Source organism: Paenibacillus sp. FSL W8-0439 (genome assembly GCF_038008995.1).
GTDB classification, from domain to species: Bacteria; Bacillota; Bacilli; order Paenibacillales; family Paenibacillaceae; genus Paenibacillus; species Paenibacillus polymyxa.
In genome coordinates this window covers 3365138-3381329 of sequence record NZ_JBBPAK010000001.1, presented here as the reverse complement: position 1 = coordinate 3381329, position 16192 = coordinate 3365138, and the positions used below count along the sequence as shown (strand labels likewise).

At 46.5% G+C, this 16192-nt stretch carries 20 protein-coding genes; 19 read left to right on the top strand and 1 reads right to left on the bottom strand.

Features of this window, described 5'->3' with window-relative positions; genetic code table 11:
• The first annotated feature begins 25 nt into the window (after positions 1-25).
• From MKX36_RS14470 to MKX36_RS14420, 11 genes are all read left to right on the top strand, one after another.
• Positions 26-1114, top strand: a complete 1089-nt coding sequence (locus MKX36_RS14470; RefSeq protein WP_340864938.1) for a prephenate dehydrogenase — start codon at positions 26-28, stop codon at positions 1112-1114.
• Positions 1115-1618: 504 nt separating this feature from the next.
• A complete protein-coding gene (locus tag MKX36_RS14465) occupies positions 1619-1807 on the top strand; it encodes a hypothetical protein (protein ID WP_340864937.1) in 189 nt (62 codons plus the stop codon).
• A gap of 140 nt (positions 1808-1947) precedes the next feature.
• Positions 1948-2544, top strand: a complete 597-nt coding sequence (locus tag MKX36_RS14460) for an RNA polymerase sigma factor (RefSeq protein ID WP_013310707.1) — start codon at positions 1948-1950, stop codon at positions 2542-2544.
• Positions 2541-3167 (top strand): hypothetical protein, encoded by a 627-nt coding sequence (locus tag MKX36_RS14455; protein ID WP_013371659.1) that lies wholly within the window; start codon positions 2541-2543, stop codon positions 3165-3167. Before MKX36_RS14460 ends, MKX36_RS14455 begins: the two co-directional genes overlap by 4 nt.
• A gap of 67 nt (positions 3168-3234) precedes the next feature.
• Complete coding sequence (locus MKX36_RS14450) at positions 3235-3819, top strand: histidine phosphatase family protein (RefSeq protein WP_025365124.1); 585 nt, start codon at positions 3235-3237, stop codon at positions 3817-3819.
• A gap of 183 nt (positions 3820-4002) precedes the next feature.
• Positions 4003-5112 carry a hypothetical protein gene (locus tag MKX36_RS14445; protein ID WP_340864936.1) on the top strand — a complete coding sequence of 370 codons (1110 nt, stop codon included), beginning with the start codon at positions 4003-4005 and terminating at the stop codon, positions 5110-5112.
• 54 nt (positions 5113-5166) lie between these two features.
• Entirely contained in the window at positions 5167-5673 is a 507-nt protein-coding gene (locus tag MKX36_RS14440; protein ID WP_090890187.1) for a gamma carbonic anhydrase family protein, read from the top strand.
• A 22-nt stretch (positions 5674-5695) separates the two neighbouring features.
• Positions 5696-5875 (top strand): IDEAL domain-containing protein, encoded by a 180-nt coding sequence (locus MKX36_RS14435; RefSeq protein WP_013371655.1) that lies wholly within the window; start codon positions 5696-5698, stop codon positions 5873-5875.
• A 173-nt stretch (positions 5876-6048) separates the two neighbouring features.
• Positions 6049-6699, top strand: coding sequence for a DUF1405 domain-containing protein (locus MKX36_RS14430; protein WP_025365122.1), 651 nt, complete (start codon positions 6049-6051; stop codon positions 6697-6699).
• Positions 6700-6828: 129 nt separating this feature from the next.
• Positions 6829-7392 (top strand): GNAT family N-acetyltransferase, encoded by a 564-nt coding sequence (locus tag MKX36_RS14425; protein ID WP_340864935.1) that lies wholly within the window; start codon positions 6829-6831, stop codon positions 7390-7392.
• A 78-nt stretch (positions 7393-7470) separates the two neighbouring features.
• Positions 7471-8316, top strand: coding sequence for a sporulation protein YpjB (locus MKX36_RS14420; protein ID WP_340864934.1), 846 nt, complete (start codon positions 7471-7473; stop codon positions 8314-8316).
• Between the two features lie 75 nt (positions 8317-8391).
• Here MKX36_RS14420 and MKX36_RS14415 read toward each other — a convergent pair whose 3' ends face one another.
• A complete protein-coding gene (locus MKX36_RS14415) occupies positions 8392-9261 on the bottom strand; it encodes a YitT family protein (protein WP_016822189.1) in 870 nt (289 codons plus the stop codon).
• Positions 9262-9474: 213 nt separating this feature from the next.
• Between MKX36_RS14415 and MKX36_RS14410 the strand changes: the two genes are divergently transcribed.
• From MKX36_RS14410 to MKX36_RS14375, 8 genes are all read left to right on the top strand, one after another.
• Positions 9475-9804: a nucleotide pyrophosphohydrolase gene (locus MKX36_RS14410; RefSeq protein ID WP_007430805.1), complete on the top strand. Its 330-nt coding sequence runs from the start codon at positions 9475-9477 to the stop codon at positions 9802-9804.
• 50 nt (positions 9805-9854) lie between these two features.
• The gene (locus MKX36_RS14405) at positions 9855-10373 is read left to right on the top strand and encodes a tetratricopeptide repeat protein (RefSeq protein ID WP_016822188.1); all 519 of its coding nucleotides are present in this window, start codon (positions 9855-9857) and stop codon (positions 10371-10373) included.
• A gap of 31 nt (positions 10374-10404) precedes the next feature.
• Positions 10405-11208, top strand: coding sequence for a 4-hydroxy-tetrahydrodipicolinate reductase (gene dapB / locus MKX36_RS14400; RefSeq protein WP_340864933.1), 804 nt, complete (start codon positions 10405-10407; stop codon positions 11206-11208).
• Positions 11209-11264: 56 nt separating this feature from the next.
• Complete coding sequence (gene mgsA / locus MKX36_RS14395; protein WP_013371648.1) at positions 11265-11702, top strand: methylglyoxal synthase; 438 nt, start codon at positions 11265-11267, stop codon at positions 11700-11702.
• Positions 11699-12391, top strand: a complete 693-nt coding sequence (gene bshB1 / locus MKX36_RS14390; protein WP_017427558.1) for a bacillithiol biosynthesis deacetylase BshB1 — start codon at positions 11699-11701, stop codon at positions 12389-12391. Before mgsA ends, bshB1 begins: the two co-directional genes overlap by 4 nt.
• Positions 12392-12476: 85 nt before the next feature.
• The gene (gene bshA, locus MKX36_RS14385; protein ID WP_016822185.1) at positions 12477-13640 is read left to right on the top strand and encodes an N-acetyl-alpha-D-glucosaminyl L-malate synthase BshA; all 1164 of its coding nucleotides are present in this window, start codon (positions 12477-12479) and stop codon (positions 13638-13640) included.
• A 54-nt stretch (positions 13641-13694) separates the two neighbouring features.
• Positions 13695-15017, top strand: coding sequence for a CCA tRNA nucleotidyltransferase (locus MKX36_RS14380; protein ID WP_340864932.1), 1323 nt, complete (start codon positions 13695-13697; stop codon positions 15015-15017).
• On the top strand, positions 15010-15984 hold the full coding sequence (locus MKX36_RS14375; RefSeq protein WP_340864931.1) for a biotin--[acetyl-CoA-carboxylase] ligase: 975 nt from the start codon (positions 15010-15012) through the stop codon (positions 15982-15984). The genes MKX36_RS14380 and MKX36_RS14375 overlap by 8 nt, the downstream gene beginning before the upstream one ends.
• Positions 15985-16192 lie beyond the last annotated feature (208 nt).

The following is a 16192-nucleotide window of genomic DNA, read 5'->3' as shown; positions in this document are numbered from 1 at the left end:
TTCCGCAGATGGGATTTGATAATAGATGAAGATTGCCATTTTCGGCGTGGGACTGATTGGCGGGTCCCTCGCACTTTGTTTTAGAGGGAAGCCGGATATTACTGTGGTCGGTCATGCTCATCTTCCTGAACTGATAGAACCGATGCTAAGCCGTGGTGTCGTGGACACCGCGACTCTTTCGGTTGAAGAGGCGGTCAAGGATGCCGATTTTATTTTTTTATGCGTTCCGGTTGGTTTACTGGAGCATTACCTCGAATTGTTAAGCAAGTTACCGCTTAAAGCGGGGTGTATTATTACCGACGTAGGTAGCACAAAATCGGCGATTGCCAAAAAGGCATCAGAAATATCTTTGCACAATGCTTACTTTATCGGGGGTCATCCGATGGCTGGCTCGGAGCGTTCCGGTGTCAGGGCCGCTTCTGCGTTGTTGTTTGAAAATGCATATTATGTGCTTTCCCCTGCAGAGGGTGTGCCTGAGGAAGCTTACAGCTCGCTGGAGCGTTTGTTGAAATATACCGGTGCTCATGTTGTGCGTGTCCAACCTGATATGCATGACGATATTGTCGGTGTGATTAGCCATCTTCCACATATTATTGCAGCAGCGCTGGTGAATCAGGTAAGAAAGCACAATGATGAAAATCCGTTGTACCGTACATTGGCTGCTGGTGGGTTTCGTGATATTACACGGATAGCCTCTAGTGATCCGGTTGTGTGGCGGGACATTTTGCTGAGTAATCGTGATGTTTTACTGGGCCTGTTAGAAGAATGGAATGGGCAGATTGAGCGTTTTACTCATTTGCTGAGAACACAAGACGGAGAGGGAATTGCTGACGAATTTTTGACAGCAGGGCATTTCCGTAGTGAACTGCCAGAACGTCGTAAAGGAGTTATTGTCTCTACGTTTGATCTGTATATTGATGTACCGGATACCCCAGGGATTATCGGAAGAATTGCAATGGAACTAGGAAATCACAGCATTAATCTGAGCAATATGCGAATCATTGAAAGTCGGGAGGATGTTCCTGGCATCATGAGGCTTTCCTTCCGTCAAGAGCAGGACTGGGAGCGTGCCAAAACCTTACTGGATTCGATGGGCTATAAAGTGGTTGTATAGAAGGAAAGTATGAGTGTTCAATAAGGAGGTAGACCGCTCCGCGATTCATTTGATCTTACGATCGCTGTTGCCTGCAGATTTTCTGAATATATGTACAAAGGGGAAAATCCGCAGGCAAAGGCGAGCGCTACGCTTCTCCAGATTCAAATGAATCGCTCCGCTACGGACCGCCTTAAAAGCATCATACTTTCTGGAGTGAAGTAGTAAGAAAAGATTTAAAGCGGGCGAAGGTTCTCTTCCCGCTTTTTTGTTATTTGAAGAGTCGATGGAATGGTCCTTTACTACTTATTAATAAAGAAAAAAAACCACCCGGGTAAAGCCCCGGGTGGTAGCTACTTTCAGTAAAGTAGCTGAGTAGGATAGGAGTGGAGAGAAACCATACTGTACTTTTATTATATGTATACGTTTTCATTTTGTCAATATTTTTTTAAAGCGTTTTCTTTTTGTTTAATTATCCTTATTGGTGCTCTAAATGAAACACTTTAATTGGATTTGTCATTTATCTTGAATAAACTTAAAATTCCATTGAAAAGCGGTTTAAATGAATTAGCTGCCAGCGTTAGGGAGCCTTTGATGGAAATCGTGGGGATTTTGGACTTTTTTACTGGCGGCCATTTTGTGGTACAATGGGTAAGTCCATTTTGGATATTGAATATTGTTGGGGATAGCACCGTTAATGTTGGCACTACATAGGGTAAGAAAATAACAAATGTTCCATGATGCTGTTTCATCCATTTGCGCAGAGGGCGCAACTTTTTTTGGCCTGTTCGGTATATATAGACAGAATCGGACGGGAAAACAGCACATGTATGGGCGAGGAGGGTCTCACTCGGATGATGACAGATTCCCAGATGATTCAGGAAATCAAACAAGGTAATGTTGAGGTTTATTCAGAATTAATGAGGCGGCACCAACGTAAAATTTTAGCTTTTGTTTATCATATGCTGAAAAGTTCGAACCTGGAAATGATTGCTGAGGACTTATGCTCGGAGACGTTTTATAAAGCGTATCGGAGCCTGCATTCTTTTCGCGAGGTAGATGCATCGTTCTCCACTTGGCTATATACAATTGCACGCAATACGGTGCTAAGTGAGCTTCGTAAGCACCGTAGTGGTCAGGTTCCATTGGAAGAGAGCGGTTATGTACCGGTAGCTCCATCGGATGTAATCCCGGAGCAGGCTGTTCTTCGCGGTGAGAAGGTAGAGATGGTTCGTGAAGCAATCAACAGATTGCCTGAGAAGCAGCGATCTGCGCTGATTTTGCGTGAATATGAGCAATTAGATTATCAGGAGATTGCGACTATTTTAGGACAGACGGTCAGTGCGGTGAAGTCATTGCTTTTCCGGGCAAGAACCAGTGTGAAGACGCAGTTGGAGCCTTATTTTTTTGAGCCTCTCTATGAGGAAAACGAAGGGATGAGCAGCCAATGAAATCCAGGGACGCTGAGGATTTGTTCGCTACAGGCAAAAATGTATCGAAACAAGACTCGGAGCGCAGACGGGCCAAAAGCTCGTCTGCCGGGTGGGAGCATGGTTCGGAAGAGAATGATTGGAATTTGTCAAAAGAAAGTCGATCGGCTATTCGTGATATTTCCTTTGAAATAACAGATGATAAGCTAGAGGCAATGAATCGTAGAGTCATGGATCGAATTTATGAAGAATCACCGTGGCTTGTTCCGGGCGAGCATCGACGTGCGCGTGTGAACCCAGCAGCCCGTAAGTATATGTCTGTATGGATCGCCGGCTTCTTGGCCGTATTTTTGTGCAGCTTTTTGTTTTTGAACTGGAATGGAAGCTCCTCTCAGGAAAATCCCCCCCAAGCGGCTCCTGTCATGGATACGGGTATTTTACCGACAGGCCTGCTGGAAACTACAAGTACATCTCCACAGTATCAATACCACATTAAAGATGTGAATAGTGGCATTATGGATCCGCTGGTTGCAAGCATTGTTCCTACTTACCCACAATACTGGATGTTGTTGTCTGTATTGGCACTTGCGCTTGCTTTATTTTCTCTGGGCTGGATCCATCGGACGAGAAGAGTTAGAAATTAGCTGGCAGATGGGCTCCATATAAAATTCATTATATGCCTGAATAACACAACAGCGGAGGACTGACACAATGCTTATTGGCTTGATCAGACATGGATTGACGGATTGGAATGCGGTAGGTAAAATCCAGGGGCACAGTGATATTCCGTTGAATGAGGAAGGGCGTCGGCAGGCACGCTTGCTGGCAGAACGATTGAAGGAAGAGCCTTATCAATGGGACGGGCTTATTACCAGTAGTCTCTCCAGAGCGAAAGAGACGGGGGATATTATTGCCTCTGCCCTGCATTTGCCATTGCTGGAACCTGATGATCGACTAAGAGAACGTGCTTATGGTCAGGTCGAGGGGATGACACAGGCCGAACGTGAAGAGAAGTGGGGAGTTGACTGGCATCTGCTGGATTTAGGGCAGGAAAGCGATGCAGATCTTCAGCTTCGTGCGCTAGCTTTTATGGAGGCTCTTTGGACAGAAAATCGGGACAAGAATCTGTTGATCGTTTCCCACGGGGGTTTCTTGGCTAATTTGTATAAGGCTCTGTATCAGGAAAAATTTACAGAACGAATTGGCAATTTGTCACTAAGTGTACTCCAGCGTGAGGATGCGGACTGGGAACCGCTTTTATATAATTGCACGAAGCATTTGCAAGAGAAAAAGTGACTGCAACTCCAATACTTTGTGAAAGACCACGGCTTCTACTCATCGTAGAGTCGTGGTCTTTTTGTTTTTTAATTATACCTTTGCAAAAAAAGAGGTTTAGAGTCTGAAGATTCCGTCAAAGCTGTGGGTACAACAGGTAAGAATCATTTCCGGATGACAGTCCAGTGACGAGGCGATGGAACAATGAATCTGGCGGATATGCTGACATTTGCGGATATTGTGCATTTGAACAGAATCGCAGTGTATTACGATTGTGACTGCAAACCTAATTCCAAGCATGAGTTGATCCAAGGGATTTTGACAAAGCTCGGCAGTAGTAGTTTTTTTGAGACGCAGGTCAAGGAGCTGAGGTTGTCAGAGGTAAGGTTTTTGAATGCGCTATTGTTCGATGACCGACCTTATTTCAGTATGGAGGAATTGATTGCGATTGCCAAACAGTCTGTCGAGCAGGACGGAGATGCTGGTGAGCGACCACGAGATATTGTGACCCGTCTACGTTCTAGCGGCTGGTTGTTCAATGGTTCAACGCACAATACGAGATATTTGTACCAAATTCCTTCGGATATGAAGGAGCGCTTTCGGCGTGTTATGGTACATGACTTTCAAAACGGAATGATCCGGGTAAGCGAACCGTCGTCGTACCGGGATGAAGGGCATCTACTGGCGGAGGATTTACGGCTTTTCCTTCAATATATGAGGCAGCATGAGGTTCTGCTTAACCCTGAGGGAGCTTGGTACCGTCGCAATCAGCAGCAACTAATGGAGCATTTGCACATTGCGGAGCCGTTATTGGGTAAAGGAGGATGGCGTTTTGGCTATGGTTCCTCTTTTAAGTTTTATCCGGATCGAATGGCATTACTGTATGATTACGCCCGGCACTCCAAGTATATTGAGGAGAAGGGAGACAGGGTTGAGCTGACCGCAAAAGGGGAGGCACAACAGGAACTCGCAATTGAGGATGAAATGATACAGCTATTCAGGTTTTGGTTAAGATTGTATAAAGGAGCCGTACCCAATCTGCTTTCACTAGTCTACTGGATTGGAGAATGTGCCAGGCCATGGACTTCCTCAGAGTCGATTTTTGTGCATATCGGCCCACTGATCCGACCGTTTTACTATGATACCTCCCGTTCGGTCTTTGATCAGAGGATTATACGAATGATGCTTCACTTGGGTATGCTTCGACAAGGTGAACATTCGACAGGACCCTCTGTACAAATGACGGCCTGGGGGCAGAAGTTGGCGGGAGAGTGCCGTCTTGGGCGAAGCGACTCGGGTATACAGCTCCATTGACAAGCAGTACACATGTTGATAGAATTTCACCCAAAATATGAGAGGGTGAAGTTGATGCTAATTCACTACAACGGAAACTTGCCACAACTCCATTCATCTGTCTATGTGGCAGAAGGAGTAAAAATTGTCGGAAAAGTAACGATCGGCCAAGATTCCTCCGTATGGTTTAATGCCGTACTGCGCGGGGATATGGCGCCTATCATCATCGGTGAACGCTGCAATATTCAAGACGGTGTCGTGGGACATGTGAACACGAATCAGCCCCTGTTGCTGGCGGATGATATTTCGGTAGGACATGCTGCCATTATCCACGGTTGTACGATAGGCAAAGGCACTTTAATTGGTATGGGGGCCATTGTACTCAACGGAGCGGAGCTTGGTGAATATGCTTTAATAGGAGCAGGGTCGGTCGTTACGGAAAATACCAAAATACCACCCTATACTCTTTCTATCGGTACACCTGCCAAAGTGGTGCGCGAATTGACAGATGCAGATTTACAGCGGATGTCACGAACGACACTCAGCTATGTGGCGAAAGGAAAAGAATATAGGATCTCTTAAACTCATGTTGGAGGTGCATCCTATGGATAAAATGAAGGTTACTTATGAGGTAATGTTGGGCCTGTCTGCTGAGATGGTTTTGGACGAGGCATTACGTAAACACCGGAGTGAAAAACTCTACAAGGATATTGATGAGGCGTTAGCCTCCGGAGATGAAGTAGCTTTTCGTCATCTTACGGATGAGCTGAAAGCAATGAGTTAGAACGCTTTTGGTAAGCTTAAGGTGGTCATTTTGACCAAGCGCCAGTTCGAGATTATATCATCAAACCTGACTGTAACGGCGGTCAGGTTTTTTTGATACGCTTGGATATGATATAGTCATTGTAGGATAGTGCCTGTACAAGGCAACTGTCGTATGAACGGAGGATGAAGGACGTGTCGTTATCTTATTTGTGGAGCCGGTCGTTCTTGACGAGCCGGCCCTTTTTGTGGCTGCTGTTCTGGTGTAATTTAGTTGGAACGGTGTATGGGTACATATGGTATGGCGGACAGCTGGAATATACACTGAATTATCACCCGGCGTGGCAGATTGTATTTGTGCCTGATAGTCCGACGGCCAGCCTATTTTTTACAATTTCTATAGCATTTTTGCTCTATCCTCCGCATTTCAAAAGCTTGAAGGTCATTCGCCAGATCATGGAAGCGTTGGCTGTCGTTACGAGTGTAAAGTACGGCATTTGGGCTTCGGCTATTATTTTGTGGGGAGTTGCGCAGGGGGGGCCTATGGTTTGGCAGGATTGGATGCTGATAGCATCTCACACAGCAATGGCGGTCGAAGCGTTACTGTTTGTACGATTTTTTAGCTGCAAATGGATTGCTTTATGCTTAGCCGCACTTTGGACATTGTTAAATGATACGATGGATTATACCTATGGCATATACCCTTATCTTCCCAGGACGCTAACGGATGATGTGACGCAAGTGCGTACTTTTACCTACATGCTGACCCTTGTTAGTATTGTAGCGGCATGGCTTGCCATGCTAGCACGCAATCGAAAGGTATCGTCTTATCGTGAACTAGCTTGAGTCTTTTGAATGGAGAAATAGAGATGCATATCGTTATAAATCAGAAGGAATATGTATTCCAAAAAGGCATCCGTGATGATCACAAAATAAAAGCAAGCTTTAATTATTTAGCAAAACAGAGTTTTGGTTTTGATTTTGAAACCTGGTTTCAATTGGGGGATTGCAAACTACAGGAATCAAGGTTTGAGTCGGTTTTTAGTAGAGCAAGCGCTGAAAGATTGGCATGGCAATTGTGACGGTATCTGTGACGGTATCTATCTGTTTGGAAATGATAGTGTGAAGGATTTTTATCCTAGATTCGGCTTCGCTTCGGCACCTGAGTATCAATGTAGTCGGAAGGCACCTACCAGCAACCTAAACATAAAGATTGATCAATTAAATATGGAAGAAATGCCGGATTTGCAGTTGTTGAAAATGAAGAGTGCTGACTTCAATCCGTATTCACTTTTTTCTGCGGAAAACAATGAGTGGTTGGTTTTATTTTATAGTACGTTATTTTTTAAAGACAAGTTTTTTTGGCACATACCTCAATACGATACGATTGTTGTTGCAGGTTTCGAAGGAGATACGATGAACTGTTACGATATTTTTGGAGCGGGCGACATTCCTTATACTACACTGTTTTATATGACTAAGCACCCAAACAGATGTAATGAAAATCCACTTATGTTTCCTGTTTTGTCCAGAGCATAGCCGGTTTCGAATGGTTCACCTAAAGCCAGTTCTAGTCCCGTTAACCTTGCCATACAGTAAGGTGAGGAGGGATGTCCCATGATTAGGGGTCGGGGGGTTCATATTACGTTACGCTTGGTTTCGAGTATTGTGTTATCCATGGTCTTGCTGCTGTCCGTCTGCGTCCCTCCAGGTATGGCAGAAGCGCGCGATCAGTCAAAACTCGAAGGTAATAGCAAGGAAATTGAAGAACTGGATCATGCAGCTGCGACACTGTACCGTGACGTAATGGACGGGAATATTGAAAAAGCGCGTGCGGATGTAGCCGAGGTGAGCAGATGGTTCAGCACTGGACAGGTACAGGCCACGTTATCTGTAGAGGCCATTCATGCTCTATCCGGCAGCATCCTGGAGGTGCAGCAAGCTACACAGTCGGTTCAAGCATCCCCGGATGAGTGGGTGAAGGCAGCGGCCAATTTACGGCTTGCGACAGATGCGATTGCACACCCACGCCAGCCCTTATGGCAGCAGTATTATAAGATTTTAAGAGAAGATGTTAGCGGTTTGAATAACCAGTTTGCTAAAGGGAACATGAAGGGATTCAAAGCTGGTACCGAAGTCCTGGAAGACCACTATGAAACGATCCGTACAGCAGCATTGATCCATGGCAGAACAACCGAGGTCGTGCGGACTGATTCCTGGATTTCCTACGTCAAAGGATTGGGGGATCAGCAAAATGCAGATGCCTCAGCGATTAGAGGAGCATTGGACCAGGGCAACCCGACGTTGAATGCCTTGTTTGGACGTGAAAAAGATGCTACCGCACTGGCGCCATTTATCCCGCGTGAGAGTGAGCGCCGGGCTGAATTGACTATCGGCATGATTGTGCTGTTGGCGCTGGCCTATGCAGGTTATCGTAAATATCGGGCTGGCTTCACTGGGTAATGATGAAAGTTGAACATTCGCGTCGTTGGCTGTGGAGCCATTCATAGATGTCAGCCCATTGCCCGGATTACCGGGCTATTCCTCTTTGAACCCCTCGCCATGTACATCATGCACATCCTGAATGATGATAAACGCCCGTGGATCAACTGATTTAACAATTTGATGCAGTCGTCTTATTTCCTGACGGGACACGACACAATAGGCAACATGCTTGGCCTGTTTGGAAAATGCACCTACAGCCGGAATAATGGTAACTCCGCGATCCATGTCCCTGGTAATAATATCTGCGATATCCATCGTGTGGTCGCTGATAATCATAAAGGCTCTGGCAGAGTACGCCCCTTCTTGTATAAAATCAATAATCTTAGACGCGATGAACACAGCCACTAATGTATATAGAATTTTTTCTTTGGGTATGTAAAGTAGTGAAGCACCGATAATGACAATATCAATGACCAGCAGAATCCTTCCCATACTCCAGCCAAACTTCCGGTTTAAAATACGAGCGATAATATCCGAGCCTCCAGTAGTGCCGCCAAAGCGAAACACAATACCTAACCCGGCCCCAAGCGTAACCCCTGCATATAATGAAGAAAGTATAAAATCGTGTTCAGTCTGAAAGGTCCCCATCCATCCGAGATGAATCATTTTTTCAAACAACCACAAAAAGAATGTGAGCGACCCGATACCAACCCCCGTGTATATAATCTGCTTGCCCCCAAGCATTTTCCATCCAATTAAAAATAATGGAATGTTCAGTAACAAAGTGGAGAGAGAAGGTGAAATCGAAAAAGCATAATTTAGCAGCAGGGTGATCCCTGTAATACCGCCTTCCATCAGTTTACTGGGTATAATAAAATAAAGCAGACCGAATGCATAGATGGCGGTGCCAAATACGATGGGCAAAATCAATTTAAGCTGTTCCATGGACTTGGATATTTTCATATGATCCCTCACAGTAGCAGTTTAAGGATGGCGACTACATGCAATTTTTGCTAAATCGCAGCCCCTTATGTTTAGTATACCTTTTTGCGACAGCTTTAAAAGACAGATGACTGCAAATTGGGTTCGTTAGTTCACAATTAAAAAAAATTTGTTTTAAAATGTGCTTTACGATAACATATGAATAAACCTGCACATGGGGGGATTGCGTGTTTCATGGAAAAATCGTTAGATGAAATTCAACGTGAGGTAGACCAGTATATCTCTCAATTTAAGGAAGGGTATTTCAGTCCTTTGGCCATGTTGGCCCGGATGTCCGAGGAAGTCGGTGAACTGGCAAGGGAGGTCAATCACTCCTTTGGTGAGAAGCCGAAAAAAACGGATGAGGCGGACAATTCCATTGAGCTGGAACTGGGGGACATTTTGTTCATCACTGTTTGCTTTGCGAACTCACTGGGTATCAATTTGACTGAGGCACATGATAAGGTTATGCATAAATTTAACACGCGTGACGCGAATCGCTGGACCAAAAAGGACACCGATTAGGCGTTTTGTACATATGCTGTACCAAACCGGTTACCCGGAGGTGCAGTGTCATGAAGGCGGAGGAATACGTTCAGAAAGCTTATCAGTGCATTTTGCAGAACGATTTTGAGCAGGCGGTGGAATGGTTTGAAAAAGCGATTTCAGCCCAGCCTGATCATGCGGAGCATTATTTCCGTTGCTCGGTTACCTATGCTCGCAGTGGACGATTGGAGCAGGCCCTGGCATATGCAGAGCATGCGGTCCGTCTCGCTCCACAGCAGGATGAATATGTTCTCCATCTGCATGCGCAGGAAGCCAGGCAGTATACAGAAAAAGCCAGAAAAATGCTGGAGGTCGACAGAGCTACGCCACAGATGCGCCAGGATGCGATTTTGCTGCTCGAACGGGCAATTTCTCTTGATCCGTTATGTGGTGACGCATTTTTACTGCTCGCTTTGATTTATGACGAATTGAATGAATATAAGCTGGCTGTGCAGGCTGCTCGTGAGGCTGCAGCGCTGTTTCCTCATAATGTGCAGCTTGCCAACCTCATGAAGAAATTATGCCAGCAGATGAATGAACAAATCTAGCACAAATGGATGCATAAGGAGTTGTAGGGATATGTCAGAACCAATAAAAGTGGCTGTCGTTGGAGCAGCAGGACGTATGGGCCGTGAGGTGGTCAAATTGGTTCTTCAGGATGAGGAACTACAGCTTGTAGCCGCAGTGAACAGAACACACGCCGGCAGTGATGCCGGCCTTCTCGTCGGACTACCGGAAGCTGGTATCGCTATTATGGAGGATGTAGAGCAGGCTTTACTGGAGAGTCGAGCCGATGTCATGGTTGACTTTACGGGGCCGCGTTTTGCGTACGCACATACAGCGCTTGCTATTAAGCATGGAGTTCGTCCAGTTATCGGTACGACAGGGTTTACTCCTGAACAAATTGATGAACTGGACAAGCAGTGTCGTGAGCAACAAATTGGTGGTCTAATTGCGCCCAACTTTTCGATCGGCGTCATTTTGATGATGCGGTTTGCGGCTCAGGCAGCGAAATATTTCCCACATCTGGAAATCATCGAATATCATGGTGACCAAAAATTGGACGCGCCCTCAGGTACAGCCATTAAGACTGCTGAACTGATCGCCGAGCAGCGTGAGGAGCTACGACAAGGCAACCCGGAAGAGGAAGAAACGCTAGAAGGATCGCGAGGCGGTTACTACCAAGGCTTCCGCGTTCACAGTGTCCGTCTTCCCGGTGTGTTCGCACAGCAAGAAGTCATATTTGGAGGATTTGGACAATCTCTGAAAATTCGTCAGGATTCATATGAACGGGCTGGATACATGCCTGGTGTTAAAATCGGTATCCAGAAGGTAATGGAGCAGCCGGGGCTTGTATATGGTTTTGAGCATTACATTGATTAAGAATATACGAATGAATTGATGAATGGAATTATAGAATGAGGCAGGAGGAATTTCGAATGTTAAAGATTGCATTTATAGCGCATGATCGCAAAAAGGATGAAATGGTTAATTTTATTACGGCATATGAGCATGTTTTTACAGATCACCAATTATATTCAACAGGTACAACAGGTCAGCGCATTATGGAGCAAACCAAGCTTCAAATTCACCGCTTCATGTCTGGGCCGCTTGGTGGAGATCAGCAAATCGGGGCTATGGTTGCGCAAAATGACATGGACTTGATTATATTTTTGCGTGATCCACTCATGGCACAGCCGCATGAGCCGGACATTAGCGCATTATTACGTCTGTGTGATGTACAGGGGATTCCTTTGGCAACCAACGTTGCAACTGCTGAAATACTGGTTAAAGCGCTAGATCGTGGCGATTTTGCTTGGCGTGAGCTGGTACATAAATATAAACCGGGCATTGACCAGCAGGGTGATGTAAAATGACGCTGGACATCCTGATTTTCGGAGCCCATGCCGACGATGCAGAAATAGGAATGGGAGGCACGATTGCCAAGCATACAGCCGCTGGGTTAAAGGTGGGGGTGTGCGATTTGACACGGGCTGAAATGTCATCTAATGGTGATGTGGATACTCGTATGGCAGAAGCTGAACACGCTTCAAAAGTGCTCGGGCTGGCTGTGCGGACGAATTTGGGTCTGCCTGATCGTGGGTTATATGTAACTCCTGAACATGTAGCTGCAGTTACAGCAGAAATCAGACGACATGCACCAAAAATTGTATTTGCTCCTTATTGGGAGGATCGGCATCCGGATCATGTCATGTGCAGCAAGCTAGTAGAGGAAGCTGTGTTTAACGCCAAGTTGAGACGCTTTATGCCAGAAAGTCCTGCGGTACAGGTAGAGCAATTATATTTTTATTTTATTAATGATATCGGCAGAACGGACTTGATCGTGGACATTACCGAGCATTATGAAGCTAAGGAACAGTCGTTGTTGAGTTATGCTTCGCAATTTCAGGCAGCGCCTGGGAAGGATACGGTATCCACACCACTGAATCAGGGGTATGTGGAACGTGTAAAAGCTCGGGATTCGTTGTTGGGTCAACGTAAACTGATTTCATATGCAGAAGGATTTGCGTCCAAAACGCCATATCTGGTTAAGCTATTCAAATAAGGACTATATACTTACGCATGTTGTAGAATGCTGAAATACATGGGCATACGAGTGATTATGGATGACCGGAAGGAGGCAGCTTAGCTTGAATGACAAACTGAAAATTGGGATTACCTGTTATCCGTCGCTGGGTGGCTCTGGCGTTGTGGCTACAGAGCTGGGCAAGTTGCTGGCAGAAAAAGGGCATGAGGTTCATTTTATTGCCAATAGCATTCCGTTCAGATTAGGCGGGGCGTTCCAGAAGAATATTTTTTATCATGAAGTTGAGGTTAACGATTATTACGTGTTTAGATATCCGCCATATGATTTGTCGCTAGCGACAAAAATGGCCCAGGTGGCTCAAATGAAGAATTTGGATGTACTCCATGTCCATTATGCTGTTCCGCATGCAGTATGCGCATATTTGGCGAAGGAAATGGTGGGCGATCATTTGAAAGTGGTTACCACCCTGCACGGTACAGATATTACAGTGTTGGCACAGGATGAATCATTAAAGGATCTGATTCGACTGGCTATTAACAAAAGTGACGCTGTGACAGCCGTCTCCAAAGATTTGATTCGGGAGACGATTGATGCGTTGGAAATAACACGACCTATTGATTTGACTTACAACTTTGTAGATAAACGAGTATATTATCCACGAGATGCTGCTGCGCTTAGGAGAGATTTTGCCCAACCGCACGAAAAAATTATGATGCATATTTCCAATTTCCGTCCTGTCAAAAGGGTGGGAGATGTGCTGGATATATTCGACAGAGTGCAACAAAAGGTACCTGCGAAGCTACTGTTGGTGGGAGAAGGACCGGATCTTCCGAAAATTCGTTGTAAAATCGAAAGTTTAGGCTTACAGGACAAAGTCTTCTTTTTAGGTAAGCAGGATCAAATCGCAGAAGTGATTTCTATGGCAGATGTGCTGTTGCTTCCGTCGGAGAAAGAAAGTTTTGGTCTAGTTGCGCTGGAAGCCATGGCTTGTGGAGTGCCAACAATCGGTTCTCAGGCAGGAGGAGTACCTGAACTCGTTGTACATGGAAGTACGGGGTATCTGGCTGAAATCGGTAATACAGAGGCGATGGCAGAATATGCTGTAGAACTGTTGTCCGATGAAGCAATGGCGGAACGTTTCCGTGAAGCGTGCCTGACACGCGCACGTACCGTATTCTGTGATAAGCTGATTACTCGTCAATATGAAGAGATTTATTACCGTGTGTTGGGACGCGAGGTGCCGGATCTTAAACCGATCAGCGTTTAAGGGGGCGGACTCGCGTCCGTTTTTTTATTGAATACTTGCAAAGGGGGAAACCCTGTGAATACAAATACTTGGCAACATGCTGACCCAGAGATGGCTCTTCACGGCAGAGAGGTCATACATACACTAACCACAGCAGGCCACGAAGCTTATTGGGTCGGTGGCTGTGTGCGGGATGAGCTATTAGGACGTGCTATTCATGATATGGATCTGACCACCTCGGCTGAACCTGAAGAGGTCTTAGCGCTATTCCCTCATGTTATTCCGACAGGAATCCAGCATGGGACGGTAACGGTCATGCAGGACGGTCATGCGTTCGAGGTGACCACTTTTCGTACGGAAAGCGGTTATACCGATCACCGCCGTCCGACGGAAGTATCCTTTGTGAAGGACATCCGTGAGGATCTGATGCGGCGCGATTTTACGATGAACGCAATCGCGATGGCTGAACATGGGGAGCGAGTGGACCCGTTTGGAGGGGAAGCAGATTTGCGAGCCTCTCTCGTTCGTTGTGTGGGACGAGCTGAGGAACGTTTTGAGGAGGACGGGCTGCGAATGCTGCGCTGCATCCGTTTTGCCTCTGTATTTCGGTTCCGAGTGGCCTACAATACTTGGAAAGGTATGACTCGTCGCAGAGAGGGACTTAGATACATAGCCATGGAACGGGTGCGAGTCGAGTTAGAAAAGATGCTAGCGGGACCTGATCCATTACGTGGGCTGGAGATGCTGGGTCGTAGTGGATTGCTGGGCTGTACGAAGGTTCCGGTTCCCTGGGAACAATGTGACGCACAGGCGCTCCAGGAGATCGTGCAGCTGCCAGCAGAGCTGCGGTGGGGTTTGCTCCTTATGTCTTGTAGACTTAGCTCAGAGGCAGCGGACGAGCTTTTAAGAGCTTGGACTTTCTCCAACGCTGTACGTCTACGTTTGGTTCATTTATTGGAATGGGAGACTGAGCTCATCAGTCATGCTGTTGCCATAGCTGGCAACTCAGTTTCGAGGGATTCCGACCGTATCAACGTTGAGGCGCTGCGTCGTAGCTGGATTCGTTTGTTAATTAAGTTGGGAAAGGACACAGCTACAGATTGGCTGGAGCTTTACAAGACACTGCCTTCTTCGTTTCGCGGATTACCGCCATGGGTAGAAAAGCATGTGAAGAAAATTGCCGAACTGGCAAACTCGTGGACACAGCAGGCGGTCGTCGTTCGTATCAAGGATTTAAATATTACTGGAAATGAACTGGTTCAGGCAATGAATCGACCAGGTGGACCTTGGCTGGGACAGATGATGGAACGGCTTTTACAAGCGGTCGCTTGCGGAGATATCCCGAATGAAACAGAAACATTGCTTCAGGAAGTGAAACGGGTGATGAGTAGTGAATAATCATGAAAGATTGTTAGGCATACTGGAGGAAGGTTCATCCGATTACGTATCCGGGGAGGAGATTAGCCGACGACTGTCGGTTAGTCGTACGGCGGTATGGAAGCAGATCAACAAACTGCGTGAGCTGGGTTATAATATCGATGCCTCCTCACGGCGGGGCTATCGGCTGATCTCTCAGCCAGACCGGCTGGAAGTCTCCAAATTGGCAGGTATGTTAACCACTCAATCGTTTGGTCAGCGTATCATTATTCTGGACTCAACGGTATCCACTCAGCAGGATGCAATGCGTTTGGCAGAAGAGGGTGCGCCGGAGGGAACGTTAGTGCTTGCGGAGGAACAAACGGCAGGTCGGGGACGTCTGGGGCGCAAATGGTATTCCCCTCGCGGCAAAGGTATCTGGATGAGCATTGTATTGCGCCCCACCCAGCCCTTGGCCTTTACCCCCCAGCTAACGCTGTTAACAGGCGTGGCGGTGTGTAGGGCTATTCGCCGACTGACGGGTGTAGAGGCAGGCATCAAATGGCCCAACGATCTGCTGATTCATGGTCGCAAGGTATCCGGTATTCTGCTGGAATCTGCAACAGAGGATCAACGGGTTCGCTACTGCATTGCAGGGATTGGCATTGACGTTAATTTGAATGTAGAAGATTACCCGGAAGAGTTATCCCATGTAGGGACATCTTTGAAAATAGAGGCGGGGCTTGAAGTTGACCGTACTGGGCTGATTGCTGCTGTTTTGGAAGAAATGGAGCAGCTATGCAAGCTATATGCCGAGCAGGGGTTCCAGCCTATAGCCATGCTGTGGGAGGCGTTATCTGTGACGATGAACCGAAGCGTACGTGCACATACGGGACAAGGGATAGCGGTAGAAGGTACAGCGGTTGGCTTGGACCCTTCAGGAGCACTCGTTATAGAAACGGACCAGGGTGAGCGAATTCAGGTCATTTCAGGGGATATACAATTGTAGGAAGCGACCTTAGCTGAGTATACGGCCACAATTTTTCTGTTTCCTGTGTAAAACTTCACGTGAAAAAGCTGATATTTTTTGTTATACTGTGCAGGAGGCGGCATCGGACGGTCCGAGCTGCACTCCAAGGGCACATGCTCTACTTTAGCAAGTTTGTAAGACCATCATAACTTCATTTGAAGGTTACGTTGGATTCTGCTCTGAGCCG